This window comes from Burkholderia sp. BCC0398, from assembly GCF_902833245.1.
Lineage (GTDB): Bacteria > Pseudomonadota > Gammaproteobacteria > Burkholderiales > Burkholderiaceae > Burkholderia > Burkholderia sola.
The window spans coordinates 224,932-250,835 of record NZ_CADFEM010000005.1; the positions used below are offsets into that span (position 1 = coordinate 224,932).

Annotated in this window: 22 protein-coding genes; 17 read left to right on the forward strand and 5 right to left on the reverse strand. The window is 67.6% G+C overall.

Annotated features, from left to right (window positions below; all coding sequences use genetic code 11):
• Positions 1 to 48: 48 nt before the first annotated feature.
• Both proP and HWX76_RS12920 read right to left on the reverse strand, forming a co-directional pair.
• A complete protein-coding gene (gene proP / locus HWX76_RS12915; RefSeq protein WP_176015887.1) occupies positions 49 to 1,518 on the reverse strand; it encodes a glycine betaine/L-proline transporter ProP in 1,470 nt (489 codons plus the stop codon).
• A gap of 277 nt (positions 1,519 to 1,795) precedes the next feature.
• Complete coding sequence (locus tag HWX76_RS12920) at positions 1,796 to 2,824, reverse strand: DNA topoisomerase IB (RefSeq protein ID WP_089490088.1); 1,029 nt, start codon at positions 2,822 to 2,824, stop codon at positions 1,796 to 1,798.
• A 373-nt stretch (positions 2,825 to 3,197) separates the two neighbouring features.
• On the opposite strand from HWX76_RS12920, the gene HWX76_RS12925 reads away from it, so the two are divergent.
• The 5 genes from HWX76_RS12925 to HWX76_RS12945 are packed head-to-tail and all read left to right on the forward strand — an operon-like array spanning position 3,198 to position 8,181.
• Positions 3,198 to 4,160, forward strand: coding sequence for an ABC transporter substrate-binding protein (locus HWX76_RS12925; protein ID WP_006481192.1), 963 nt, complete (start codon positions 3,198 to 3,200; stop codon positions 4,158 to 4,160).
• A gap of 60 nt (positions 4,161 to 4,220) precedes the next feature.
• Entirely contained in the window at positions 4,221 to 5,735 is a 1,515-nt protein-coding gene (locus HWX76_RS12930; RefSeq protein WP_089490087.1) for a sugar ABC transporter ATP-binding protein, read from the forward strand.
• Positions 5,732 to 6,775 carry an ABC transporter permease gene (locus tag HWX76_RS12935; RefSeq protein ID WP_050013545.1) on the forward strand — a complete coding sequence of 348 codons (1,044 nt, stop codon included), beginning with the start codon at positions 5,732 to 5,734 and terminating at the stop codon, positions 6,773 to 6,775. The genes HWX76_RS12930 and HWX76_RS12935 overlap by 4 nt, the downstream gene beginning before the upstream one ends.
• Complete coding sequence (gene yjfF / locus HWX76_RS12940; RefSeq protein ID WP_050013544.1) at positions 6,772 to 7,860, forward strand: galactofuranose ABC transporter, permease protein YjfF; 1,089 nt, start codon at positions 6,772 to 6,774, stop codon at positions 7,858 to 7,860. Before HWX76_RS12935 ends, yjfF begins: the two co-directional genes overlap by 4 nt.
• A gap of 15 nt (positions 7,861 to 7,875) precedes the next feature.
• A complete protein-coding gene (locus tag HWX76_RS12945; RefSeq protein WP_235356196.1) occupies positions 7,876 to 8,181 on the forward strand; it encodes a hypothetical protein in 306 nt (101 codons plus the stop codon).
• Between the two features lie 34 nt (positions 8,182 to 8,215).
• On the opposite strand, the gene HWX76_RS12950 is transcribed toward HWX76_RS12945, so the two are convergent.
• Both HWX76_RS12950 and HWX76_RS12955 read right to left on the reverse strand, forming a co-directional pair.
• On the reverse strand, positions 8,216 to 10,570 hold the full coding sequence (locus HWX76_RS12950) for a sensor histidine kinase (protein WP_176015888.1): 2,355 nt from the start codon (positions 10,568 to 10,570) through the stop codon (positions 8,216 to 8,218).
• On the reverse strand, positions 10,563 to 11,396 hold the full coding sequence (locus tag HWX76_RS12955; RefSeq protein WP_124592616.1) for a response regulator: 834 nt from the start codon (positions 11,394 to 11,396) through the stop codon (positions 10,563 to 10,565). Before HWX76_RS12955 ends, HWX76_RS12950 begins: the two co-directional genes overlap by 8 nt.
• Positions 11,397 to 12,869: 1,473 nt before the next feature.
• Between HWX76_RS12955 and HWX76_RS12960 the strand changes: the two genes are divergently transcribed.
• The 3 genes from HWX76_RS12960 (at position 12,870) to HWX76_RS12970 (ending at position 18,233) form a co-directional block, all read left to right on the forward strand.
• Entirely contained in the window at positions 12,870 to 16,805 is a 3,936-nt protein-coding gene (locus HWX76_RS12960) for a YadA-like family protein (protein ID WP_176015889.1), read from the forward strand.
• Between the two features lie 131 nt (positions 16,806 to 16,936).
• On the forward strand, positions 16,937 to 17,599 hold the full coding sequence (locus HWX76_RS12965; protein ID WP_050013647.1) for an OmpA family protein: 663 nt from the start codon (positions 16,937 to 16,939) through the stop codon (positions 17,597 to 17,599).
• A 316-nt stretch (positions 17,600 to 17,915) separates the two neighbouring features.
• Positions 17,916 to 18,233, forward strand: a complete 318-nt coding sequence (locus HWX76_RS12970; RefSeq protein ID WP_050013540.1) for a hypothetical protein — start codon at positions 17,916 to 17,918, stop codon at positions 18,231 to 18,233.
• Positions 18,234 to 18,499: 266 nt separating this feature from the next.
• Here the strand turns inward: HWX76_RS12970 and HWX76_RS12975 are convergent, their stop codons facing one another.
• Positions 18,500 to 18,688, reverse strand: a complete 189-nt coding sequence (locus tag HWX76_RS12975; RefSeq protein WP_050013539.1) for a hypothetical protein — start codon at positions 18,686 to 18,688, stop codon at positions 18,500 to 18,502.
• 310 nt (positions 18,689 to 18,998) lie between these two features.
• Here HWX76_RS12975 and HWX76_RS12980 point away from each other — a divergent pair, with 310 nt between their 5' ends.
• The 9 genes from HWX76_RS12980 (at position 18,999) to HWX76_RS13020 (ending at position 25,673) form a co-directional block, all read left to right on the forward strand.
• On the forward strand, positions 18,999 to 19,214 hold the full coding sequence (locus HWX76_RS12980; RefSeq protein ID WP_050013538.1) for a DUF3820 family protein: 216 nt from the start codon (positions 18,999 to 19,001) through the stop codon (positions 19,212 to 19,214).
• Positions 19,215 to 19,362: 148 nt separating this feature from the next.
• Positions 19,363 to 19,872, forward strand: coding sequence for a hypothetical protein (locus HWX76_RS12985; protein WP_050013537.1), 510 nt, complete (start codon positions 19,363 to 19,365; stop codon positions 19,870 to 19,872).
• A 216-nt stretch (positions 19,873 to 20,088) separates the two neighbouring features.
• Positions 20,089 to 20,604, forward strand: coding sequence for a hypothetical protein (locus HWX76_RS12990; RefSeq protein WP_089490082.1), 516 nt, complete (start codon positions 20,089 to 20,091; stop codon positions 20,602 to 20,604).
• A gap of 104 nt (positions 20,605 to 20,708) precedes the next feature.
• A complete protein-coding gene (locus tag HWX76_RS12995) occupies positions 20,709 to 21,860 on the forward strand; it encodes a c-type cytochrome (RefSeq protein ID WP_176015890.1) in 1,152 nt (383 codons plus the stop codon).
• A 13-nt stretch (positions 21,861 to 21,873) separates the two neighbouring features.
• Positions 21,874 to 23,628 (forward strand): cytochrome c oxidase subunit I, encoded by a 1,755-nt coding sequence (ctaD, locus tag HWX76_RS13000; protein WP_176015891.1) that lies wholly within the window; start codon positions 21,874 to 21,876, stop codon positions 23,626 to 23,628.
• Complete coding sequence (locus tag HWX76_RS13005) at positions 23,625 to 24,236, forward strand: cytochrome c oxidase subunit 3 (RefSeq protein WP_124651671.1); 612 nt, start codon at positions 23,625 to 23,627, stop codon at positions 24,234 to 24,236. Before ctaD ends, HWX76_RS13005 begins: the two co-directional genes overlap by 4 nt.
• Entirely contained in the window at positions 24,233 to 24,952 is a 720-nt protein-coding gene (locus HWX76_RS13010; protein ID WP_124592623.1) for a heme-copper oxidase subunit III family protein, read from the forward strand. Before HWX76_RS13005 ends, HWX76_RS13010 begins: the two co-directional genes overlap by 4 nt.
• 8 nt (positions 24,953 to 24,960) lie before the next feature.
• Positions 24,961 to 25,302, forward strand: a complete 342-nt coding sequence (locus tag HWX76_RS13015) for a cytochrome C oxidase subunit IV family protein (RefSeq protein WP_050013531.1) — start codon at positions 24,961 to 24,963, stop codon at positions 25,300 to 25,302.
• 56 nt (positions 25,303 to 25,358) lie between these two features.
• Positions 25,359 to 25,673: a high-potential iron-sulfur protein gene (locus HWX76_RS13020; protein WP_124630074.1), complete on the forward strand. Its 315-nt coding sequence runs from the start codon at positions 25,359 to 25,361 to the stop codon at positions 25,671 to 25,673.
• Positions 25,674 to 25,904 lie beyond the last annotated feature (231 nt).

Genomic DNA, 25,904 nt, shown 5'->3' on the forward strand with positions numbered 1-25,904 from the left:
ACGCCCGCGCAAGCCGCGCGGCGTCGCATCGGCCCGCAGAGGCCCGCGTTACGCGCGCTCGCCGACCGCCGTGAACTTGCGGTCGCGCACCCGCGCTTCGTCGGCGCCGCCGCGCACGAGGCTCAACGCTTCCGCGCGGCTCGCGACGCACGGCCCGGAGCCCGGCAGCGGCTGGCGCGCGGTCTCGCGCAGCGCGAGCACCGACACGATGCCGATGAACGACGCGCCCATCAGGTAGTACGCGGGCATCATCAGGTCGCCGGTGCGATCGACCAGCCACGCGGTGACGAGCGGCGTCGTGCCGCCGAACAGCGACACCGACACGTTGAAACCGATCGCGAGCGCGCCGTAGCGGATCCGCGTCGGGAAGAGGGCAGGCAGCGCCGACGGCATCACGCCCGTGAACGTCGACAGCAGGATCCCGTAGATCAGCATCCCGCCGAAGATCGGCAGCATGCCGCCGGTGCGGATCAGCATCAGCGCCGGCACCGACAGCGCGAGCAGGCCCACGCAGCCGGCCATCATCACCGGCTTGCGGCCGATCTTGTCGGACAGGTGCCCGGCGTACAGCGTCATCGGCATCATCAGCACCATCACGAGCAGCACCATGAAGAGGCCGTGCGATTCGCGCACGTGCAGCGTCGCCGACAGGTAGCTCGGCAGGTACGACAGCGCCATGTAGTCGGTCACGTTGAAGATCAGCACGAGGCCGACGCATTGCAGCAGCGGCTTCCACTGTTCGACGAGCAGCGTCGCGAAGCGCTGCTTCGGCCGCGCGCGCTCGTCCGCTTCGCGTGCTTCGGCCTCCTTCTGGAAGGCCGGCGTTTCCTCGAGCTTGAGCCGCACGTAGAGGCCCACGAGGCCGAGCGGGCCGGCGATGAAGAACGGCACGCGCCAGCCCCATGACAGCAGCGCTTCCTGCGACAGCGTGGCCGTCAGCAGCGCGACCGTGGCCGCGCCGAGCGTATAGCCGATCAGCGTGCCGAACTCGAGGAAGCTGCCCATGAAGCCGCGACGCTTGTCGGTCGAGAACTCGGCGATGAAGGTCGCCGCGCCGCCGTATTCGCCGCCGGTCGAGAAGCCCTGCACGAGGCGGGCGACGAGCAGCAGGATCGGCGCCAGGATGCCGATCGACGCATAACTCGGGATCAGGCCGATCGCGAAGGTGCCGACGGCCATCATGATCATCGTCGCGGCGAGCACGCGCTGGCGGCCGATGCGGTCGCCGAGCGGCCCGAACACCATGCCGCCGAGCGGACGCACGAGGAACGCGGCCGCGAACGTGCCGAAGGTCGCGAGCAACTGCGCGGACGGGCTGCTCGACGGGAAGAACACCTTGCCGAGCGTGACGGCGATATAGCTGTAGACGCCGAAGTCGAACCATTCCATCGCATTGCCGAACGCCATCGCGCCGACCGCGCGCTTGAGGACGGCCGGGTCGACGATCGTGATGTCATCCAGCTTGATGGACTGGCGCGAAGACCGGGTTTTCGCGGGGCGCGCTTGCGATGAACTCAATGATCTCTCCTGGAATGGCCTTGGCGGCGCGGCCGGCGGGAATGCAGCGGGGGCGTGCGGGCCGACGGACAGCGAAGGCGGATGTCTCGGGGATGCCTCGATGCCGGTGGCGTGACGCGCGCGGCGGACGACACCGGGCAGGTGTGTTGTGCGAACCAGTTTAGAGAAACGGGCGCGAGCGGCTATCGGTCATGCGCCCGGAACCCGGTGGTAAACGACACGCGGGGAAGCAGCGATGCCGATCGCGCCCCGGTGGGCGCAGGCGCGGCGTGGACGGTCATCTCGCCGGGCGCCGGCTCGCGGAGACCAGCAACGCGACGAACGCCGCTTCGTCCGCGCGCAGGCCGCGCGGCGTACGCCGGACCGCGAGCGCGGCGAGCGTGCCCGCCTCGAACGCGTCGAGTACAGCCGGATGGATGTAGCAGCGCCGGCACACGGCCGGCGTGTTGCGCAGCAGGTCGGCCACCGCGCGCACGGTCTCGACGATCTGCTTGCGCGCATGCGTGACGCCGCGATGCTCGATGCGCCGCAGCAATCCGAGCGCGTGCACGCTGCCGGCCCAGGTCCGGTAATCCTTCGCGGTGAAATCGGCGCCGCCGGCCTCGCGCAGGTAGTCGTTCACGTCGGACGACCCGACCGGATGGCGTACGCCGTCGTCGTCCACATACTGGAACAGCTCGTGCCCGGGCAACTCCGCGCAGCGCCGGACGATCCGCGCGACCCGCGCGTCGTCGACCGTCACGTCGTGCTCGATCCCGCTCTTGCCGGCAAAGCGCAGCCGCACCTGGCCGGGCTGGATCTTCAAATGGCGCTTGCGCAGCGTCGTCAGCCCGTACGAGCCGTTTTCGCGCGCATATTCCGCGTTGCCGATCCGCGCGAGCGTCGTATCGAGCAAGCGGACGATCGTCGCGACGACCTTGTCGCGCGGCATGCCCGGCAGCGCCAGATCGCGCGCGACGCGGGCGCGGATACGCGGCAGCGCCCGCGCGAACGCGGCCATCCGCGCGTACTTGTTCGCATCGCGGGTTTCCCGCCATTGCGGGTGATAGCGGTACTGCTTGCGGCCGCGCGCGTCGCGGCCCGTCGCCTGCAAGTGGCCGAGCGGGTCGGCGCAGATCCACACGTCGGTGTACGCGGGCGGGATCGCGAGCGCGTCGATGCGGGCGATTTCCGCGGCATCGCGAATCCGCATGCCGTCCGGCCCGTAGTACGCGAAGCCGTTGCGCAGCCGGCGGCGCGTGTAGCCGGGCTGGCGGTCGTCGACATGGCGCAGCGCCGCGACGGCGCTCGAAGCGGGCCGCTTCATGTCGCGACGCGCCGGCCGGCGGCGGCGGTGCGCGGCGACCCGCGCTCACGGGCAGCGATCATGCTTGTCTCCTTGGGTTCGCGTGAAGGGCGCTCGCCTGGCATGGGGTGCGAACAGCCATTGCGACGGAGCAAGAACCGTGCGCCGCCGCGCCCGGCCTCGCTCGCGTGGTTAGGTGTTTATACGCATGCCGATTCCGACATCGCCCCAATCCAATATTTCATTGGAAGGTTATCGGACTTGTTCCTAAACTGATGCGGGGTCTGTATACCGCGCCGGCACGACACGCCGGCCGGGGCAGCCCGATCCGCGCCAGCGCCACGCAGAAACACAACAGCGCCGCGGCACACAACGACATCATCGGAGACGGACCATGACATTCATCAGGAAGCTCGCGGCCGGCGCGATCGTCGCCGCGGCGACGGTGCTGGCAGGCGGCGCGCACGCGCAGCAAAAGCCGATCACGCTCGGGTTCTCGCAGGTCGGCGCGGAAAGCGCGTGGCGCACCGCGAACACCGTATCGGTGAAGGGCGCGGCGAAGGACGCCGGCATCAACCTGAAGTTTTCCGACGCACAGCAGAAACAGGAGAACCAGATTCGCGCGATCCGCTCGTTCATCGCGCAGAAGGTCGACGTGATCGCGTTCTCGCCGGTCGTCGAATCGGGCTGGGAGCCGGTGCTGACCGAAGCGAAGGCCGCGCATATCCCGGTGATCCTGACCGACCGCGGCGTCGACGTGAAGGACCCGTCGCTGTACGTGACGATGATCGGCTCCGACTTCCTCGAGGAAGGGCGGCGCGCCGGCCACTGGCTCGAAGAGCGCTACAAGAACGATGCGGGCCCGATCAATATCGTCGAGCTGCAGGGCACGGTCGGCTCCGCGCCGGCCAACGACCGCCGCGCGGGCCTGCTCGAAGTGATCAAGAACAATCCGAAATTCAAGGTCATCGCATCGCAGAGCGGCGACTTCACGCTCGCCGGCGGCAAGCAGGTGATGGAAGCGTTCGCGAAGACCTACGGCAAGCAGATCAACGTCGTCTACGCGCACAACGACGACATGGCGCTCGGCGCGATCCAGGCGATGGAAGAGGCCGGCATCAAGCCCGGCAAGGACGTCAGCGTCGTGTCGTTCGACGCGACCAAGGGCGGCTTTCAGGCGATGGTCGCGGGCAAGATCAACGTCGACGTCGAATGCAGCCCGCTGCTCGGCCCGCAACTGATGACCGCGGTGAAGGACGTGGTCGCCGGCAAGCAGTTGCCCAAGCGCATCGTGACCAACGAGACGGTGTTCCCGATGAACGTCGCGGCGCAGGTGCTGCCGACCCGCAAGTACTGACCTGTCCGCCCGGGCGGCGGCCTCGCGGCCGCCGTCCGGCGACGCTTCGAGGGAGGATGCATGCAGAGTCCGCCGGTGGTCGAGATGATCGGCATCGACAAGTCGTTTCCGGGCGTCAGCGCGCTGCAGCGCGTGGACTTCCGGCTGTTTCCGGGCGAGATCCACGCGCTGATGGGCCAGAACGGCGCGGGCAAGTCGACGCTGATCAACGTGCTCACCGGCGTGCATGCGCACGATGCGGGCGAGATTCGCGTCGGCGGCGCGCCGGTGAATTTCACCGCGCCGCGCGAGGCGGAGGCGGCCGGGATCCAGACGCTGTATCAGGAAGTGAACCTCTGCGCGAACCTGTCGGTCGCGGAGAACATCTTCGCGGGCCGGCAGCCGATGCGGCGCGGTGCGATCGACTGGAAGACGATCCACGCACGGGCGCGCGACGCGCTCGCCGAACTCGATCTCGCGCTCGACGTCACGCGTTCGCTCGATTCGTATCCGATCGCGGTGCAGCAGATGGTCGCGATCGCGCGGGCGGTGTCGGTCGACGCGCGCGTGCTGATTCTCGACGAACCGACGTCGAGCCTCGACGACGGCGAGGTCGCGCGGCTGTTCGACGTGCTGCGCCGGCTGAAGGCGTCGGGTATCGCGATCCTGTTCGTCACGCATTTTCTCGAGCAGACCTATGCGGTGTCCGACCGGATCACCGTAATGCGCAACGGCGAGCGCGAAGGCGAGTACCTCGCGCGCGACCTGCCGGTCGACGTGCTGGTCGCGAAGATGACCGGCCGCGAGCGCATGTCCGACACGTTGCAGGCCGGCGCCGCCGCGGTCGAGCGTACCGCCGCGGCCGATGCGCCGTTCCTGTCGATGCAGCAGGTCGGCCGTCGCGGGATGATGAGCGCGCTCGATCTCGACGTGCGCCCCGGCGAGATCGTCGGGCTGGCCGGACTGCTCGGCTCGGGCCGCACCGAGACCGCGCAACTGGCGTTCGCCGCCGCGCGCCCCGATACCGGCGCGATCGAGATCGACGGCGCGCGCAAGCGGCTCGCGTCGCCGCACGACGCGGTGCGCAACGGGATCGCGTACTGCCCGGAGGATCGCAAGAAGGAGGGTATCGTCGCCGCACTGTCGATCCGCGAGAACATCGTGCTCGCGCTGCAGGCGCGGCGCGGCTGGTGGCGGCTGATCGGTCGGGCGCGCCAGCGCGAGATCGCGGACACGTATATCGCGCGGCTCGGCATCAAGGCGCGCGACGCGGAACAGCCGATCGGACTGCTGTCGGGCGGCAACCAGCAGAAGGTGCTGCTCGCGCGCTGGCTCGCGACGGACCCGAAGCTGCTGATTCTCGACGAGCCGACGCGCGGCATCGACGTCGCCGCGAAGTTCGACATCATGGAGCGCGTGCTCGCGCTGTGCGCGCAGGGGCTTGCGATCCTGTTCATCTCGTCGGAGATCGGCGAGGTCGTGCGCGTGAGCCACCGGATCGCGGTGCTGCGCGACCGGCGCAAGGTCGCGGAGCTGAGCGGCGCCGATGCGTCCGAGGAACAGGTTTACCGGTTGATCGCAGGAGGCCAGTCATGACGTGGCTACGCACGCTGTTTCGTCATTCGCTCGCGTGGCCGGTGCTGACGCTCGTGCTGCTGTTCGCGCTGGACGTCGCGCATCGTCCCGGTTTCCTGTCGATCGCGCTGCTCGACGGCCATCTGTTCGGCGCGCCGATCGACATCCTGAATCGCGCGGCGCCGCTCGTGATCGTGTCGCTCGGCATGACGCTCGTGATCGCGACGCGCGGGATCGACATCTCGGTCGGCGCGATCGTCGCGATCGCCGGCGCGGCGGCCGCGACCGTGCTGGAGGCGGACCCGTCGCAAGTCGGCACGGCGCTGGTCGCCGCGCTCGGCGTCGGGCTGCTGGCCGGCGCGTGGAACGGGCTGCTCGTCGCCTTCGTCGGGATGCAGCCGATCATCGCGACGCTGATCCTGATGGTGGCCGGGCGCGGCATCGCGCAACTGCTGACGGGCGGCCAGATCATCCCGATCGGCGCGCCCGGCTACCTCGCGCTGGGCGGCGGCTATCTCGCGACCGTGCCGTGCGCGGTGTGGATCGCGCTGGCGACGATCGGCGCGATCGCGCTGCTGGTGAACCGCACGGCGCTCGGGCTGTTCATTCGCGCGATCGGCGTGAATCCGGTCGCGACGCGGCTCGTCGGGCTGCGCTCGGGTGCGATCGTGTTCGGCGTGTATCTGTGCTCGGGCGTGATGTCCGCGCTCGCGGGCATCCTCGCGAGCTCGAACGTGCGCAGCGCCGACGGCAACAACGCGGGGCTGCTGCTCGAACTCGACGCGATCCTCGCGGTCACGCTCGGTGGCACGTCGCTGCTCGGCGGCCGCTTCAGCCTCGCGGGCTCGGTGCTCGGCGCGCTGATCATCCAGACGCTCACCTACACGACCTATTCGATCGGCGTGCCGCCGGAGGCGACGCTCGTCGTCAAGGCGGTCGTCGTGATCGTCGTGACGCTGATCCAGTCGGACGCGGCGCGCGCGCTGCTCGTGCGGCATGCGTCGCGGCTGCTGCCTTCCGCGCGATCGCGCGCCACCACCACCGGAGCGACGCCGCGATGACCCGTTTCCTTGGCCGCCTCGCCGATCCGCGCACGCTGCCGATCGTCGTGACGATCGTGCTGTTCGCCGCGCTGTTCGGCTTCGGGTCCGTGATGTACACGGGCTTTTTCTCGATGCAGGTGCTGACCGGGCTGCTCGTCGACAACGCGTTCCTGCTGATCGTCGCGATCGGGATGACGTTCGTGATCGTGTCGGGCGGCATCGACCTGTCGGTCGGCTCGGTCGTTGCGCTGACAACGATCTTCTGCGCGGTCGGCGCCGAACGGCTGCACTGGCCCGTGTGGGTGATCGTGCCGCTGGTGCTCGCGTTCGGCGCGCTGTACGGCGCGGCGATGGGCGCGCTGATCCACTACTTCAAGCTGCAGCCGTTCATCGTCACGCTCGCCGGGATGTTTCTCGCGCGCGGCGCGTGCTTCCTGATCACGACGCAGTCGATCACGATCAATGCGCCGGCGTTCCATGCGATCGCGGGCATCAGCGTGCCGCTCGGCAGCGGCATGCTGAGCGCCGGTGCGCTGATCGCGCTCGCGACGCTCGCCGTCGCGATCTACGTCGCGCATTTCACGCGCTTCGGCCGCAACGTGTATGCGGTCGGCGGCAACGAACGCTCGGCGCTGCTGATGGGCTTGCCGGTCGCGCGCACGAAGGTCGGCGTCTATGCGCTGAGCGGCTTCTGTTCGGCGCTCGGCGGCGTGGTGTTCACGCTCTACGTGCTGTCGGGCTACGGGCTGCAGGCGCAGGGGATGGAGCTTGACGCGATCGCCGCGACCGTGATCGGCGGCACGCTGCTGACGGGCGGCGTGGGCTACGTGATCGGCTCGGTGTTCGGCGTCGGCATCCTCGGCACGATCCAGGTGCTGATCACGTTCGACGGCACGCTGAGTTCGTGGTGGACGCGGATCGTGATCGGCGCGCTGCTGTGCGTGTTCTGCGTGCTGCAGCGGGTCATCGAGCGGCACGCGACGCGGCGCCGCACCGGCGGCACGGGGCTCGGCGCGCGGCGGCCGACGCAGGCTGCCGCGCCCGCGCGGCCGGCGCCGCCCAAGGAGGACATCGGGCTGGTATCGACGATGCGGCGATCGTAGTGCGACCGACTACCCTTGCGCGAGGAGAACACGATGAAGCGCGATGATCTGACGACGGGCATGGCCGATGCGCTGGCCGTCGAGCATGGCCGTCGGCCGCTGCTCGACCTGGGCGACGCGCGCGACTGCCGGATCGTGGCCGACGCGCTGCGGGTGCTGCTGCGCGAGCGCTCGGAAGCGCTGGCGTTCGCGATGCGCGTGGCCGACGAGCATGGCCGGCCGCGCCCGGATGCCGGCGAATTCGGCTTGACCGACATCATTCGGCTGGCCCGCGTGGTCGAGCGGGCCGATCGGCGGCGCGCGGGAATCGCGGTGGAGTGACGCGCGCGGCCGCATGCCGCCTGCGTCCGCGCCGTCACGCCGGCCCGGTCGTGTCCGCCTCGGTGTCGAACGACGTATCCGCGACGCGCGTGCGTTTCAGCGAGCCGGCCAGTCTTTCGATCGCCGGCAAGTCCAGCGCATCGAGGTGCGCGCGCACTTCCTGCGCGAACGGCGCATGGTCCGGCTCGTCCGCATACTGGCCGAGCCATTCCTCGATATCGGTCAGCCGGCCCTCGCCGGCGAGCGCGATCAGCTCGGCGAGCGCGTCGGCGGGCGGGCAGTGCATCGCGGGCGCGGCGCTGGCCAGTTCCGCTTCGACGGCGGGATCGAACCGCCTGACGAGCCCCGACGCCGGCGCGAGCGCATGGCCGAGGGCCGGCGCGACGACCGCGAACGAGAACGTCGTGCCGACGCCCGGCTGGCTCGCGACGGCCAGCTCGCCGCCCATCGCGGCGACGATGCGCTGCGCGATGAACAGGCCGAGCCCGGTGCCGCCGTTCACCGCCTGCACCTGCTGGTACGCGCGGAAGATGTCATCGGTCGCGCCGATGTCGATGCCGATGCCCGTATCGGCGACCTCGAACAGCAGGCGCCATGCATCGCCTTCGCGCGACGCGTGAACCGACAGCGCGACCGTGCCGTCGCGCGTGAATTTCGATGCGTTCGACAGCAGGTTCAGCAATACCTGTTGCAGGCGAATGCCGTCGATCCGCACCGTGCGCGGCAGCGCCGTGACCGGCCGATAGTCGAACCGGTTGTGCTGCTGCTCGCACAGCGCGGCCGCGTAGTGGCCGATGTCGTCCAGCAGCCCGGGCAGGTCGGTGCGATCGGGCGCGACGCCGAGCGGCTGGAGTTCGGCCTTCGTGAACGCGAGCAATTCGTCGATCAACGCGAGCTGATAGCGGATGCTGCGGTCGATCGACCGGATCAGCCGCGCCTGCCCGCGCGTCGCGCCTTGCAGCAGCAGCTTCGCGTAACCGTTGATCGTCGACAGCGGCGCGCGCAGGTCGTGGCTGACATAGCCGAGCGTCTCGATCTTCTGCTGCATGTGCGTCTTCGACTGCTGCAACGCTTCGTTGAGCGCCACCGTGCGCCGCGCGACCTCGTCGCGCAGCCGGTCCTGCTCGGTGAGCTGCCAGTGTTCGAGCCGCTTGCGTGCCTCGGTGCGCTGCCGGCCCACGTGATGGATCCACGCGGCCAGCACCAGCAGGTGCGTCGCGAGCCCGATGATCGCGATGACGGGGTTCGGAAAGACGTCGGAGTGGATCCATGACAGCACGGACGGCAACGCATCGCGGCCGTCGAGTATGCGGATCAGCATGTTGAAGGTCGCGATCGCGATCGCGATCAGCATCACGCGGCCCGTCGGGGTGCGGCGGATCGCGAGCGTCAGCGCGACGCCGATGTCGAGCACCGACATCGCGGCGTTCAGCCACAGGCAGAACCGGGTGAAGGTCAGCAGATCGCCGACGGCGACGCCGGCCATGCCGATGCATTCGAGGACGAGGCACGTGACGAACAAGCCGCGCACCGGCAGCCGGGCCTTCTCGTCGTGCGCGACCTTCAGGATGAAGACGATGAACAGCGCGACCGCCAGGTACGCGAAGATTACCTCGCCGCGCGCGGACCATTCGTGCACGCCCGGCCACGGAATCAGTGCCGTATAGCCGCGGTACGTCGCCTCGAACAGCGTCGTGCACAGGCCGATCCCCGCCAGCACGTAAAACACGGCGTTGCGCGAGAAGAACCCGATCAACAGCGCGCACCAGACGAGCGCCAGCAGTCCGCCGAGGAAGCCGAAGTTCCACATGGCCGCGCGGACTTCCTGCGCATCCCATGCCAAGCGGGTGAACGCGAACGGCGCGAGCCGCATTTCCTTGCGTGACGTGACGCGGATCAGCACCGGCACGCTTTCGCCCGCCTGCAGCGTGACGTCCAGGGCCGGATAGCGGGACAGCAGCCGGCTCGCGTCGGTGTCGCCGTTGCGGGCGGTGGCAGGGAAGCGGCTGGCGGCGATCCACTGGCCGTTGCGGCCGACAAAGAAGTCGGCGCGGTCGACGCGTGCGTCGCGAATCGCGAGCACCAGCGGGTGCGCCGTGGTGTCGCGATTGACGAGCGTCGCGCCGACCCACCATGCCGATCGGGAGAACGTGACGTTGAACGACGGCCGGAGCGCGGCGGACGTGCCGCGTGCGGAATCGGCGAGCCGTGCAGCCACCACGTCGGCGGACAGCGTCGCGCCGGTGTCTTCGAATACCGACACGGCTTCGAGTTGAGCGGGATTCGGCGCCATCGCGGCACGGGCCGTCGCGCACGTGACGGCCAGCGCCGCCAGAAGCAGGAGCAACGCGCGACATCCGGCCGTCCATGCCGCGGGGTGCCTACGCATCGCCGTGGCGCCCCCCCGGTGCGGCCGGGGTGTCGACCGCATGGCGCTGGCGCCGCCAGTCGGACGGCGTGATGCCGAAGCGTTCGCGGAACGCCGTCGCGAAATTGCCGGGCGTGGAGAAGCCGATTTCCTCGGCGATGTCGCCGATTCCCATCGACGTTTCCGACAGGAAGTGCATCGCGGCGCGTAGCCGCGTGTCGCGCAGGTACTCGAATACGGTCTGGCCGAGATGGTCGCGGAACACGCGCGACAGCCGCTTTTCGTGCGTGCCGACCTGCTTCGCGAGATCCTCGAGGGCCGGCGGATGGCGCAGGTCGCGCAGCAGCACGTCGCTCGCCGCGCGCACGAGCGTCGCGTCGGGGTTGTCAGGTAATTCGGGCAGGTGCGCGAACGGCTGGCTGCGCCGCACGCGCTTCAGGTGATTGCGGATGCGCGCGATGACTTCCGCCGGTTCAAAGGGCTTGACGATGTAGTCGATCGCGCCCGTTTCGAGCCCCGCGATCCGATCCTCGAGATCGCCCGCGGCCGTCAGGATGATCACCGGAATGGACTGCGTCGACGGCGTCGACGCCAGCAGCCGGCTCGCGGCGAAACCGTCCATGCGCGGCATGCGCACGTCCATCAGGATCAGGTCGGGCGCGATGGCCTGCGCACGGTGATAGGCCTGCAGCCCGTCGAATGCGACGCTGATCCGGCACTGCGCGGTGCGCAGGATTTCGGTCAGGAGCCGCAGGTCGTTCGGGCGGTCGTCGACGATCAGGATATGGGCGCCAGCGAGATCCGGCGTGGTGCGTGGCGACGCCGAACTGGACAAGCGGGATGACATGGTTGCGAACGCGTTGGAAGGGAGTGGCCTGTCAAATCGGGGCATCGCAATCTGGACGATTGTTGCGAAAAATTATATGTCGACAGCAGCGTCGATTGTGAGGATTCCGTGCGGCGCGTGGGGGCTTGTCGCGTGGGCGTCGCGGCTGCGCGGCGGTGTCGTCCCGCTCGTCGGGAAAATGAGTCGGAAAAATGTGCCGAATCGATTTATAAAATCCCGGTCTTTATTTCCGGTTAAATGACGGTTTGAATGGAATTGGCCCGAATGATGAATTAATGCAAGTAGTGTCGAATTCGATGATGACGGCGTAAATCGAAACCATCGATTCCTTGTCGTCGAATGAGCTTTGGTCGAATACAGGACGGCATTCGCCTTTCTGAAAAATCGGGTTTCCGTCTGATGTGTATGAATGTAAATGTCGTCCGCTCCGGAAAAGTATTTTTCCGCTGCAGAAAAGGTTTGTTTGGACGAATATCGGCACACTAGCCCCAACGTGGCTGGAATCGGTTTTTTGGACGCGTCCGGCCGCCATAAAAATTGCGGTCGCCGTCGCTTCGTGTGTGTCCCGTATTCAATTTCGTATCGATTGATGGCATTCCAATGGGGCGTTCGGACGATTACAAGAAGATAACGAGCACGAGGGTAATGAAAACGTCATCATTCGCGAAATTCACAGATAAACAAGATGAGTCGCGAAATGGCGGGGTGGGTCTGGGTGTGAGGCATCGGGCGAGAATAAATCGTCACGAAAATTCGATCGATTAATTCGATGCCGGGGTCGTTCGGTGAGTGGCCGGTTTTTCCGGGAACCCGGAAAGCCGGACGCCAGCCGGACGGAAAGGGGTGAGTGGCTTCGCGTGGGCCGCCGGGCGGATTGATCGATCCGACGGGCCGCGCGTGGCGCTCTATCGAATCAGGCGGATACGAAAAATATGAATACGACAAGCATGGCAGGTCAGGGTGTCGGGTCGATCGATCCGGTGCCGGCCGTCAGCGTCAGCGATCCGGCGGCGAATGCTTCAGATGCGGGGACAGCATGGCGCCTTTCGCCGCCTGAATGAAAGATGACGGGCCGCCCGCGATGCGGGCCGGCGTCCGTTCGTCCTGCGTCCGAGCGACGCTTTTCCAATGAGACTCGAAGTCGCCCCTCGGCGGGTGCGACGGTGTGCGCGCGTGCGGATTCGCGACGCGTCGTGCGCCGTGTCGCCGCCGGGCAGGCGATGTCGACTTCCGTGAATCGATAACCGGCTTTTCGCCGTCGCGCATCGTGCCGAACGGGCATGCGCGGCGATCTGTCGTGCACTCGCGATGTAGGGCGAGCGTGTCGGGCAACGTTGTTCGTGGTTTTGATTAGTTATGCGAAGTGAGAGGCGAGACGTCGCGAGACAGGCAAAAGCGCAGAGGGTCCGCGCTGCGCCTGACGCCGCGTTCGCTGTTGCGTCATCCAGCACATGAGAACCGAGGGAATACAAGATGAACAAGTCGTTCAAGTCGATCTGGAACGAAGCATTGGGGGCCTGGGTTGCGGCTTCGGAGCTTGACCGGGCACGCGGCAAGCGTGTCGCATCGTCGCTCGACGCGTCGGCGCATGCCGCGAGCGCGGGCGGTTCGACGCATGCGAGTATGCCTACGCCGCGACGGCTCGCCGTGCTGATGGCGTCCGCGTATCTCGCGTTGTTCCATGTGGGCGCCCATGCGCAGTACGCACCGGATGGCGGTACCGCGAACGGCGGCGTGACATCGATCTCGATCGGCGTCGGTTCGACTGCCGCGCAGCAGAATTCCACCGCCCTGGGCAACCTGTCGACGGCGCAAGGCGTGTCGGCCACGGCGCTGGGCCCGGGCGCGCATGCGATGGCGGATGCTTCGACGGCCGTCGGCATCAACGCGCAGGCGACCGGCGTCAACAGTTCGGCGCTCGGCGTGCAGGCGATCGGTTCCGGTGACTACTCGGTCGCCATCGGCAACCTGTCGAGCGCGACTCAAAGCGGCACGGTCGCGATGGGCAGCGGCGCGGCGGCGACCGGTGTGTCCGCCATCGGGTTGGGCAACAACGCGCTGGCGTCCGGTCAGTACGCGGCGGCGGTGGGGCTCGGTGCCAGTGCGGCGGGTGCGCAGAGCGTCTCGCTCGGCTATGCGTCGCATGCCACGAACACGGGCTCCGTCGCGCTCGGCAACCAGTCGACCAGTACGGGCGCGGCAGGCGTGGCCGTTGGCAGCGGGGCGCTGACGACCGGTAATTCCGGCGTCGCGATGGGCGTCAACAGCGGCGCGAAGGGCACCTCGTCGATCGCGATCGGCTGGGGCGGCACCGCCGGTGTGCCCGGCTCGGGCACGCAGTCGCTCGGCACGAGTTCGATCGCAATGGGCTCGAACACGTCGGCCGGCGCGGACAATGCGCTGGCATTCGGCCTGAACGCGAATGCGTCGGGCCTCAGCTCGATCGCGATGGGTGTGCAGGCGACTGCAACGCAACAGTTCGCGACGGCGCTCGGCAATCTGTCGCTGGCGACCGGCGTTTCGTCCAGCGCGCTGGGCCCCGGCGCGACGGCGTCGGCCACGAATGCGACGGCGGTCGGCATCAACAGCGTCGCGGCGGCCGGGTCGACCGTCGCGATCGGCGATTCGAACTCGGTCGCCGCCACCGCGGGGGCGGGCTCGATCGCTGGCGGCAACAACTCGAAGGTGCTGGGCGGCATCGGTGCCGTCGCGCTCGGCCTGGGCCAGACGGTGAGCGGCAACGGCGCGGTCGCGATCGGCGATCCGAGCAGCGCGATCGGCACCGGCGCGGTCACGATGGGCTCGAACAACACCGCGAACGGTGACGGCGCGGTGGCGATCGGCAATACGAACAACGCGCAGGGCACGGGTTCGCTCGCACTCGGCAATACGTCGACGGCAGCGGCGGCGGGGGCGGTCGCGTTCGGCGCGTCGGCCGTGGCCAACAACGCAAACGATGTCGCGCTCGGCTCGGGATCGACGACGGCCGCGCCGAACCCGACGGCCAGCGCGGTCATCGGTGGCGTCACGTACAACTTCAACGGCGTCAACCCGACCAGCGTCGTCAGCGTCGGTAAAGCGGGCAGCGAGCGCCAGATCACCAACGTCGCGGCCGGGCGGATCAGTTCGGCGAGCACGGACGCGATCAACGGCTCGCAGCTTGCCGCGACGAACACGGCGCTCGATTCGCTGTCGACGTCGACGGCGTCGAGCATCACGTCGTTGTCCACGTCCACGTCGACCGGCATTAGTTCGTTGTCCACCGGTTTGAGTTCGACCAACAGCACGATCACGTCGTTGTCCACGTCGACGTCGACGGCCGTCGATTCGTTGTCCACCGGCCTGAGCTCGACCAACAGCAACCTGACGTCGTTGTCCACGTCGACGTCGACCGTCGTCGGCTCGCTGTCGACCGGCCTGAGTTCGACCAATAGCACGATCACGTCGCTGTCGACGTCGACGTCGACCGTCGTCGGCTCGCTGTCCACCGGCTTGAGCTCGACCAACAGCACGATCACGTCGCTGTCCACGTCGACCTCGACCGTCGTCGGCTCGCTGTCCACCGGCTTGAGTTCGACCAACAGCAACCTGACTTCGCTGTCCACCGCCACGTCGACCGGCATCGGTTCGCTGTCGACCAGCCTGAGCTCGATCACGAACAACAACACGAACCTCGGCAACAGCACGGCCGGCGCGATCGGCGGCGGCGCCACCTACGATCCGACCACCGGCACGATCTCGTCACCGTCGTACGTGACGTACAACAGCGACGGCTCCACCACGATCAACAACAACGTCGGCTCGGCGATCGACAACATCAACGCGAACGGCATCAAGTACTTCCACGCGAACTCCACCGCGCCGGACAGCCAGGCGCTCGGCCTGGACAGCGTCGCGATCGGCCCGAACGCGATTTCTCGCGTGGACGGCAGCATCGCGCTCGGCTCCGGTTCGGTGGCCGACCGCGCGACGGCGCCCGCCTCCGGCATCATCCGCAACGGCAGTGCGTCGATCCCGTTCGACACGACCGACCAGACGCTGCTCGGCGCGGTATCGGTCGGCGATGCGACGAACCGGACGTACCGCCAGATCACCAACGTCGCCGACGGCACCGGCCAGCAGGATGCGGTGACGGTGCGCCAGCTGACCGGCGCGCTGCAGTCGTTCGCGGTCACGGGCCAGAAATATTTCCACGCGAACTCGACGGCCGGCGATTCGCTCGCGGTCGGCGCGGAATCGATCGCGGTCGGGCCGACGACGGTCGTCAACGGCGACAACGGCGTGGGCATCGGCAACGGCGCGATCGTCGACCAGACCGCGCCGGGCGGCATCGCGATCGGGCAGGCGGCGAGTGCCGCGCAGGCCGATGCGATCGCGCTGGGCAGCGGCGCGACGGCGACCGGCGCGCAGTCGGTCGCACAAGGCGCCAACGCGGTGGCGGTCAGCGTGGGCAGCGTCGCGCTCGGCTCGGGGGCGCGCGGCAGCGCGACCGATGCGCTTGCGCTCGGCGCAGGGGCCTCGGCGACATTCGCGAACAGCGTCGCGCTCGGCGCCGGTTCGCTGACCACCGTCGGCGCGCTGACGAACTACGTCGCGTACGGGCTGAGCAGCCCGCAGTCGTCGGCCGGCGAAGTGAACGTCGGCAACCGGCAGATCACCGGGCTGGCCGCCGGCAAGAACGGCACGGACGCGGTGAACGTGTCGCAGCTCGATTCGGTCGCGAACCAGCTGACGACGTTGATCGACCAGCGCACGACCAACCTCGGCGGGCAGTACACGACGAACCCGCCCGGCGGCAACGTGCCGCCGGGGGCGAGCGGTTCGAATTCGTCGGCGGGCGGATCGGGGGCGGTCGCGTCGGGCTCGAACAGCACGGCGGTCGGCAACAGCTCGACGGCGTCCGGCAACGGCTCGACCGCGATCGGCGTGGGGTCGACCGCATCGGGCAACAACTCGACGGCGCTCGGCGCTGGCAGCAACGACGGCGGGCGCTCGAACGTGGTCGCGGTCGGCTCGGCGGATTCGGCGCGCCAGGTCGTGAACGTCGCGGCCGGTACGCAGGGCACCGACGCGGTGAACGTGAACCAGCTGAATGCGGTATCGAACCAGTTCACGCAATCGCTGAACACGGTGAACAACCAGCTCACGCAGATGCAGCAGCAGATCCAGCAGACCGATTCGATGGCCCGCGAGGGGATCGCCGCGACCGCCGCGATGGCGTCGATCCCGCACATGGACCGCGATTCGAACTTCGCGATGGGGGTCGGCACGGCGACGTTCCAGGGGCAGAAGGCGATGGCGGTCGGCGTGCAGGCGCGCGTCACGGAGAACCTGAAGGCGACGCTGAACGGCGGTTTCGCCGGCAGCCAGCGCGTGGTCGGCGCGGGCGTGCTGTATCAGTGGAAGTGATCGCACGCAGCGGTTCGTTCCGGCACGCGTTGCCGGAGCGGGCCGCGCCGAACGCAAACGCAAATGCATGCGCGTGCGGCCGCGTCATCGCGCCGCGCACGCTGCGCCCATCGCATTCTCGGAGTAATCAAGTGAAAAACATCCATCTTGCCCTGCTGACGTCCGTCGTTGCCCTCGCGGGTTGTTCGAGTGCGTCGGGGCCGACGTACAACGCGTACGAACTGCAGTCGCGAAACGGCATCCGGACGTTCCAGGTCGACTGTCACGGCATCCTGTCGACCGCGAAGACCTGCATGAAGGTCGCGACGCGCATGTGCGGCAACGAGCCCGTGCGTCTGGTCGACACCACCACGCCGTACCGCGACGGCGCCGATCCGCATTCGATCGTGTTCCAGTGCGGTGCGGCGCTCGCGCCGGCCGCCGCGGTCGTTGCGCCGGCGCCCGTGTCGGCCGAGAAGGTGAGCCTGACCGGCGATGCGTATTTCGCGACCGACTCGGCCGTGCTGACGCCCGCGGCCACCGCCGCGCTCGACACGCTGCTGAACCGGCAGGGCGACCGGCATTTCTCGCGCGTGGAAGTGGACGGCTATACCGACGCGACCGGTTCGGATGCGCACAACCAGGCGCTGTCGAAGCGCCGGGCGGATGCGGTCGCGGGGTATCTGCGCGAGCACGGGCTGAAAGCGGATGCGTTCGCCGCAACCGGTCACGGCGAAGCCAATCCGGCGGCGTCGAACGATACCGCGGAGGGGCGCGCGCGTAATCGTCGCGTGGAAATTTCGCTGCGGAAGTGAGAGGTTGTCAGCGAATGGCTGCGGGCGTGGCCGTCGAAACCGGACGGCTCGCTTGCGGCAGGCGCCGTCCGGAGACGCAGGCGGGTGAGTCCCGACGCTCTCCAGTTCAGCGACACGTGTTTTCCCCAAGGGAAATGAGTGGTATGAACAGCTCGCGGCTCCCCGACAAACTGGCCGAGCCGCTGAATGACCGGCCCAGGCTGCTGTTCGCCTGTCGAGCCCATACGTTTGATCCGCCGCAAGCGCGCACCCATCGCGGCTCGCATGTTCGCAATGGACGAGTACACTGAGGATGCCGTAGAAACAGGAGAATGCGATGATCGACGCTGGCCCCCAAAGCACCTTCCGAGGGCTGCCGCTGACCGTGGAGCAAGACGCGGAAGTGAGGCACTACATCAAGGATCGGACCCGGCGTGGGCTGCCATGGGACACGTCGGAGTTGAGCGCGATGCTCGAGGACATGCTGCATCCCCCAGGCGACGGCGACAGCGATGTCGCCTCCGACGCAGACGAAACCATCGCGGCGGCCGAGCGCGCAACGGCGTCGGTTGACGAAGCGATGGACCCGATCGAGGCGAATGAGGAGTGGAATGCGGCCATGGAGTCGGAGGGCATGAAAGGCCCCAGACGATAGATAAATCGGAGCAACGACGCTCCGGTTCCCGGCAGCGCCGCATACGAGGCGTGCGCGCCGGATGCCGGGCGTTTCAGGAAAGGCGCGTGCGCCGTACACGGTGGGACTGTTGATGCGCAGGGCGACCCCATCGCGAGAATCACGACACGCAATTCGTCCGTTCGCAGGGAATTTCGTACGCAGCCGATCGCGCCACCGATGTCACATGGCGCCAGCGGAGCCGCCAGCCGCATCACGTCGCCGAGCGCCCGGGAGCGGGCGCCATGTCAGTGCCTGAGCACGCAGACGGCGACGATTTCGTATCCGGGATCGGCATGCGCGTGCGCTGCCTTTTCCGCTTCTTCGTACGAAAGAAACGACGTGGCATCTTCAACCGCCGGTGCCATGCCGATATCGCCATCCTCGGCGGTACACAGGAATTGCTCGCCAGTCTTCACGACGTAGACGGACAACATGATTCCCTCCATCGTTTGCAGGGGGAAGTTCCAGTCTAGCAGGCCGGAAACGGGGCGCGGGCGGTTTGGAGCGGCCTTTCCGTGAGGTCGTTGCCGAAAGGGCGGCCGCGTCGAATGTCCGTGCGTCAATCCGGCCGGCGCATCCGGATTCACCGAGGCTTGATCCGACGGGCACCGGCGCCGCCGGCCGGAGGTGATCGATGGCCGTCACGCTGGAACTGCGTCACGATTCGGCCTCCCGTGAAGGGTCGAATCCGGCCTTCGATCGCTCGGCCCCCGACGCGAGCGGAAAGCCGTGCACAATACCCGCATGCAAACCCCAGACCTTGAACAACTCGTCACCGTCACCATGCCCTTTGGAAAATACAAGGGACGGCCGATTGCCGACCTGCCCGGGCCTTACCTGAATTGGCTGGCCCGCGAAGGGTTCCCGCACGGCGAAATCGGCCGGCAGCTTGCGTTGATGCACGAAATCGATCACAACGGCCTGCGGCACCTGTTGGAGCCGTTGCGCAAACGCGGATAGCCCCCCTCTCAATCAGCGGCGCATGCCCTGGCATGTCACGCGGGCGCATCGCGCATGCATCGCCGCCGTATGGCCCGCGCGCACCTGGCGCGCCGCCGATGCTGACATAGAATGGAAAGTGCGATTGATTGCAAAAAGGGGTGTCAACATGAGACGCCTTTATTTCCTCGTACCCGATACGCTGACGGCGAAGGCGATCGTCGATGACTTGCTGCGCGCGCGCATCATCTGGCGCCACATCCACGTCCTCGCGAATCACAGCGTCACACTCGATCAGTTGCCCGAAGCATCGTTGCTGCAAAGCAGCGATGTCGTGCATGCGCTCGAGCGCGGCGTCGCGCTCGGCGGTGCGGCCGGTGCGCTGATCGGCCTCGTCGCGCTGGTATTTCCCCCGGCGGAGCTCGTGATCGCGGGCGGCGCCGTCGTCGGGTTGACGTTGGCAGGAGCGGGTTTCGGGGCGTGGACCGCCGCGATGATCGGCATCTCCGAGCCGAATGCGCGACTCCAGCGATTTCGCGACGCCATTCAGGAAGGCCAGATCCTGATCATGGCCGACGTGCCGGCATCGCGAGAGCAGGAAATCGAAGAGATGGTCGCGCGGCATTTTCCGAACGCGGACCTGGAAGGCGCCGAGCCGACGACACCGATCTTTCCCTGACGCGCGACAGCAAGCCGGCCTGCCCGATACGCGCGTTCAGCGACGCGTGTCGTCGAGCGCACGGCCGCCACCGCGGGCCGCGCGCGGAGCGGGCCGTTCGCACGTTGCGCCGGCAACGCTGCCCGCCATGCCGAATCGCGCAAGGGACGCCGGCCCGATGCGCGTGACGCCGTCGGAACCGAAGCGTCGACGTCGAATCGTCGACAAGGAGGTCGTATGGAACTGCACATTCGATCGCACCATTGGGCGCGTCGTACGCCCGACTGGGTCGCCGCTGCCGTGGCGGGTCTCGCGGGCGGTGCGCTGGTGATCGCGCTGGAATTCGTCTGGTCGACGCTCGTGCTCGGCGCAAGCCCCTGGCAACCGACACACAAGATCGCGGCGATGGTGATGGGCCGCAGCGCGCTCAGCCAGATGACGCAATTCAACCTTGAAATCGTGGCGATGGCGCTGCTGCTGCACTACGTGCTCGGCGCGATCATGGGGATGATGCTCGCCGCGGTCATGGCGCCGTTCCGCCTCGATTCGAGCGTGGGCATGGAAGCCGCCATCGGGCTGGCGTTCGGGATCGTCGCGTATGGGTGGAACTTCTACGTCATGACGGCCGTGTTCCCGTGGTTCGTCTCCGAGCGGGGGGCCGGGCCGTTGCTGGCCAACCTGTTGTTCGGCGTGGTTGCGGCCATCACCTACGGCAGGCTGGAACGCTTGCGCAAGCGGAACGTGGACGACTGACGCATCGCGTTTCCCGCCGCGCCGACCTTGAACACGCGGCGCCCGCGGGAGACGCGGAACCCGGTGTCGGCGGCTCCGGAGAGCGACACGCAGCGAGGTGGCCCATGACCCTTGCGATTGCCCTGGTCCTGATCGTCATCCTGGCGGTGGGGTTTCACTTTGCCAGTCCGTGGTGGATCACGCCCATCGCGTCGAACTGGGTGCGCATGGACGACATGCTGACGATCACGCTCGTCATCACCGGCGCATTCTTCGTCGCAATCAACCTGTTCATCGTGGTCGCGCTCGTGCGCTATCGCCACCGCAGCGGGCATCGCGCGGCCTACGAGCCGCACAACCGGCCACTGGAATGGTGGCTGATCGGCCTGACCGCCGTCGGCGTGGCGGCGTTGCTGGCGCCGGGCCTGTTCGTCTACGCCGACTACATCCGGCCGCCGCGCAACGTGCTGCAGATGGAAGTGCTCGGCCAGCAATGGCAATGGCGCTTCCGCTTCGCCGGCCCCGGCGGGAAGCTGGGCACGACCGACGTGCGCTACATGAGCAACGACAACCCGTTCGGCATGAACCCCGCCGACCCCAACGGCCGCGACAACTACCTGATCGAGACACCCGAGGTGCACCTGCCGCTCAACCGGCCGGTGCAGGTCCTGACACGGTCGCGCGACGTGCTGCACGACTTCTACGTCCCGCCGTTCCGGGCGCGCATGAACATGGTGCCGGGCATGGTGACGACCTTCTGGTTCACGCCGACCAAGGCTGGGCGTTACGACATCCTGTGCGCGCAGCTCTGCGGGATCGGGCATTCGACCATGCGCGGCGTGGTGGTGGTGGAAGACGAAGCCGCGTTCTCGCGCTGGCTGGCGCAGCAGACCACGTTCGCGCAACAGCAGCAGGCCCGCGTGCAGGCCGCCCCCGCCGCGGCCGGCGGCAGCGCGCAGGCGCTTGCCGACCTGGGCAAGACGCTCGCGGCCGCCAAGGGCTGCGTCGCCTGTCACACCGTGGACGGCACGCCGCGCGTCGGCCCGACGTGGAAGGGCCTGTACGGCAAGACCGAAACGATGGCCGACGGCAGCACCGCGCAGGTGGACGAAGCCTACCTGCGCGCGTTTATCCGCGATCCGACGGCCCGGGTCGTGAAGGGCTTCTCGCCGATCATGCCGCGCTTCGACCTGAGCGAGCAGGAACTGACCGCGCTGGTGGCCTATATCAAGGCGCAAGGCGGGCCGGCCCCCGCAAGCAGCGCAGCCCAACCCTGACGGAGCGGATGCCATGCCCCACGCGCACCTCGACCATGTCCCGCACAGCTTCTGGACCCGCTATGTGTGGAGCCAGGACCACAAGGTCATCGCCGTGCAGTACGCGCTGACGGCCATCGCCATCGGCCTGGTGGGCCTCGTGCTGTCGGACCTGATGCGGCTGCAGCTCGGCTTTCCGGGCAAGTTCGCTTTCATCGACGCGAACCACTACTACCAGTTCGTCACCATGCACGGGATGATCATGGTGATCTACCTGCTGACGGCATTGTTTCTCGGCGGCTTCGGCAACTATCTGATCCCGCTGATGCTGGGCGCGCGCGACATGGTGTTCCCGTTTCTCAACATGCTGAGCTACTGGGTTTACCTGCTGGCCGTGCTGGTGCTGGCGGCGAGCTTCTTCGTGCCGGGCGGGCCGACCGGCGCGGGCTGGACGCTGTATCCGCCGCAGGCCATCCTGCCGGGCACGCCGGGCGTCGAATGGGGCATCGTGCTGATGCTCGTGTCGCTGGCGATCTTCATCGTCGCGGCCACGATGGGCGGCCTGAACTACGTGACCACCACGCTGCAGGCGCGCACGCGCGGCATGACGCTGATGCGCATGCCGCTCACGGTGTGGGGCATCTTCATCGCGACCATCATGGCGCTGCTGGCGTTTCCGGCGCTGTTCGTGTCGGCGGTCATGATGCTGCTCGACAGGACGCTCGGCACCAGTTTCTTCATCCCGGCCGTGGTGTCGATGGGGCAGACGCTCAAGCATGCCGGCGGCAGCCCGCTGCTGTTCCAGCACCTGTTCTGGTTCTTCGGGCATCCGGAGGTCTACATCGTCGCGCTGCCGGCCTTCGGCATCGCGTCGGACCTGATCAGCACGCACGCGCGCAAGAGCATCTTCGGCTACCGGATGATGGTGTGGGCGATCGTCGTCATCGGCGCGCTGAGCTTCGTGGTCTGGGCGCACCACATGTTCGTCGCCGGCATGAATCCGTACTTCGGCTTCTTTTTCGCGACGACCACGCTCGTCATCGCCGTCCCCACCGCCCTCAAGGTCTACAACTGGGTGCTGACGCTGTGGCGCGGCGATATCCACCTGACCGTGCCGATGCTGTTCGCCATCGGCTTCGTCAGCACCTTCGTGCTGGGCGGGCTGACCGGGCTCTACCTCGGCAACGTGAGCGTCGATATTCCGCTGTCGAACACGTACTTCGTGGTCGCGCACTTCCACATGGTGATGGCCGTGTCGCCGATCCTGGTGGTGTTCGGCGGCATCTATCACTGGTACCCGAAGGTGACGGGCCGCATGCTCGACGACAGGCTCGGGCGCGCGCACTTCTGGATCACCTTCGTCGGCACCTATGCGATCTACTTCCCGATGCACTATCTCGGCATCCTTGGCATGCCGCGGCGGTATTACGCGTATCAGGGCTACAGCTTCATTCCGCATTCGGCACAGACGCTCAACACGTTCATCACCGTCGTCGCGCTGATCGTCGCGGCGGCGCAGTTGCTGTTCCTGTTCAATCTCGCGTGGAGCCTCGCGCACGGCAGGCGTGCCGACGGCAATCCGTGGCGCGCCACCACGCTGGAGTGGCAGACGCCGCAGACGCCGCCCGTGCACGGCAACTGGGGCGCGGCGCTGCCTGTCGTCTATCGCTGGGCATACGAATACAGTCCGCCGGGGCAAGGGGCAGACTTCGTGCCGCAAAACCAGCCGCCCGCGACGGCGCCTGAACCGGTCCATCCGACGCTTCACCCCGGCGAGGCACGCGAATGACCACGCTGCCGCGCCCCTTCGTTCCCGACGCGCCGCCCGGCTTGCCGAATGCGGGCCGCACCGGCCTGATCGTCTTCATGGCGGTCGCCACGACGTTGTTTTCGCTGCTGCTGCTCGCCTATGCGATGCGCATGCGCGAACCCGACTGGCAGCCGATCCCGCATCCGGCGCTGCTGTGGTGGAACACCGGTGCGTTGGTGCTCGCAAGCGTCGCGATGCAGCGTGCCCGGCAACCGGCCGTGCACCGCATGGCGTGGCTGGTGGGCGGCGGCGTGCTGGCGGCCGTGTTCGTGATCGGGCAACTGACCGCCTGGCACATGCTGGCGGCGGCCGGGCAGACCGTCACCGTCAATCCGTCCAACAGCTTCCTTTACCTGCTCACGGGCCTGCACGGGTTGCATGTGCTGGGCGGGCTCGTGGCGTGGGCCGTGACGATCGTGCAACTCCGGCGCGCGGACCCGTTCCGGGCCCGGCGCGCCATCGCGCTGTGCGCGCTTTACTGGCATTTCCTGCTTGCGGTCTGGCTCGTGCTGCTGGCCGCGATGTGGTGGCTTACCCCAGGGATCGTCGCCGCGATCTGCGGGCCGCTGTATGGAGCCGCGCCATGACTTCGCCCACGGTGCACACCGAATCCGCTGCCGAATCGCCGGCGGCCCCGCCCGCCGACGCCCGGCCCGACGGCTGGCGCGGCATCGTCACCGACTGGTCGGCCGACCGCGAAGCCTTCAAGGTGCCGTGGGGCAAGGCGATGATGTGGATCTTCCTGCTGTCGGACACGTTCGTCTTCAGCAGCTTCCTGATCGGCTACATGTCGGTGCGCATGTCGACCACGGCGCCGTGGCCCGACACGTCCAAGGTGTTCGGGCTTACGGTGGGCGGCCTGGATGTGCCGTTGCTGCTGATTGCCATCATGACGTTCATCCTGATCACCAGCAGCGGCACCATGGCGATGGCGGTCAACTTCGGCTACCGGCGCAACGCCAGGCGCGCCGGCGCGTTGCTGCTCGCGACCGCGCTGCTGGGCGCGAGCTTCGTGTCGATGCAGGCCCTCGAATGGACCAAGCTGATCGTCCACGAAGGTATCCGGCCCTGGGGCAACCCGCTGGGCGCGGCGCAGTTTGGCGCGTGCTTCTTCACGATCACCGGCTTCCACGGCTTTCACGTGACCTGCGGCGTGATCTACCTGCTGCTGATCGCACGCAAGATCCGGCAGCCGGGTTTCGCCGAACACGGCAACTTCCAGATCGTCGAAATCGCCGGCCTGTACTGGCACTTCGTCGACCTGGTGTGGGTGTTCATCTTCGCGCTGTTCTATTTGTGGTGAGGCAGGCCATGGAGCACACCGATCCCGCCGATCGACCCGACGCCGCACACGGCCAGCAGCATCCGATCGGCCTCTACCTGAAGATCTGGGGCCTGCTGTTCGTGCTGAGCACGTTGTCGTACCTGGTCGACTACTTCAACGTGCAGGGCCTGCCGCGCTGGGTGCTGATCGTCGTGCTGATGATCGCGAAGGCCGGGCTGATCGTGTCGATCTTCATGCACATGATGTGGGAGCGGCTGGCGCTCGTGTACGCGATCCTGATCCCGCCGTTGTGCCTGCTGGTGCTCATGGTGCTGATGGCGGCGGAAGCGCATCACACGTTCGGGATGCGGGCGCTGTTCTTCCACTGATTCATTCGACGGCCGATTCGCGGACATCCGTTCACGCAAACATGGAGGAGGACGCCATGAAGTTTTCACGCCGACGTTTTATCGCAACCACCACCGTTCTGGCATCCGCACTGGCCTTGGGACGCCGCGCGGCGGCGGCGGATGCCGGTGCCGTGAAGGAGTCCGATGCAAATGCCCAGACGCTCGGCTACAAGACGGATGCCAGCCGGGTCGATCATGCGAAGTTCCCGAAACTCCAGGCGGGCGAGACTTGCTCGAACTGCCAGTTCTTCCAGGGCAAGGCCGGCGCCGGGATGGGGCCGTGCGCCATTTTCGGCGGCAAGCAGGTCAATGCTAAAGGCTGGTGCAGCGCCTATTCGAAAAAGGCGTAGCGCGGCAGGGACGGCGTGGCGGCCGTGCGGCTAAATCGTCGTGGTCGACGGGGGCGCCGGCGAACATCGTCCCGTCGACGACGATGCCGAGCGACGTGCTGGCCCGCCGGTGCGTCGCCCATGCGATCGCTGCGGCCTGCCGAGCGCGTACCCATGTCGCACGTCAGGCGTCGATCATCGGCGACGAAGCGGGCTCGCGTGATCGCGGGTCGCGCGCGCGACGACGCCGGC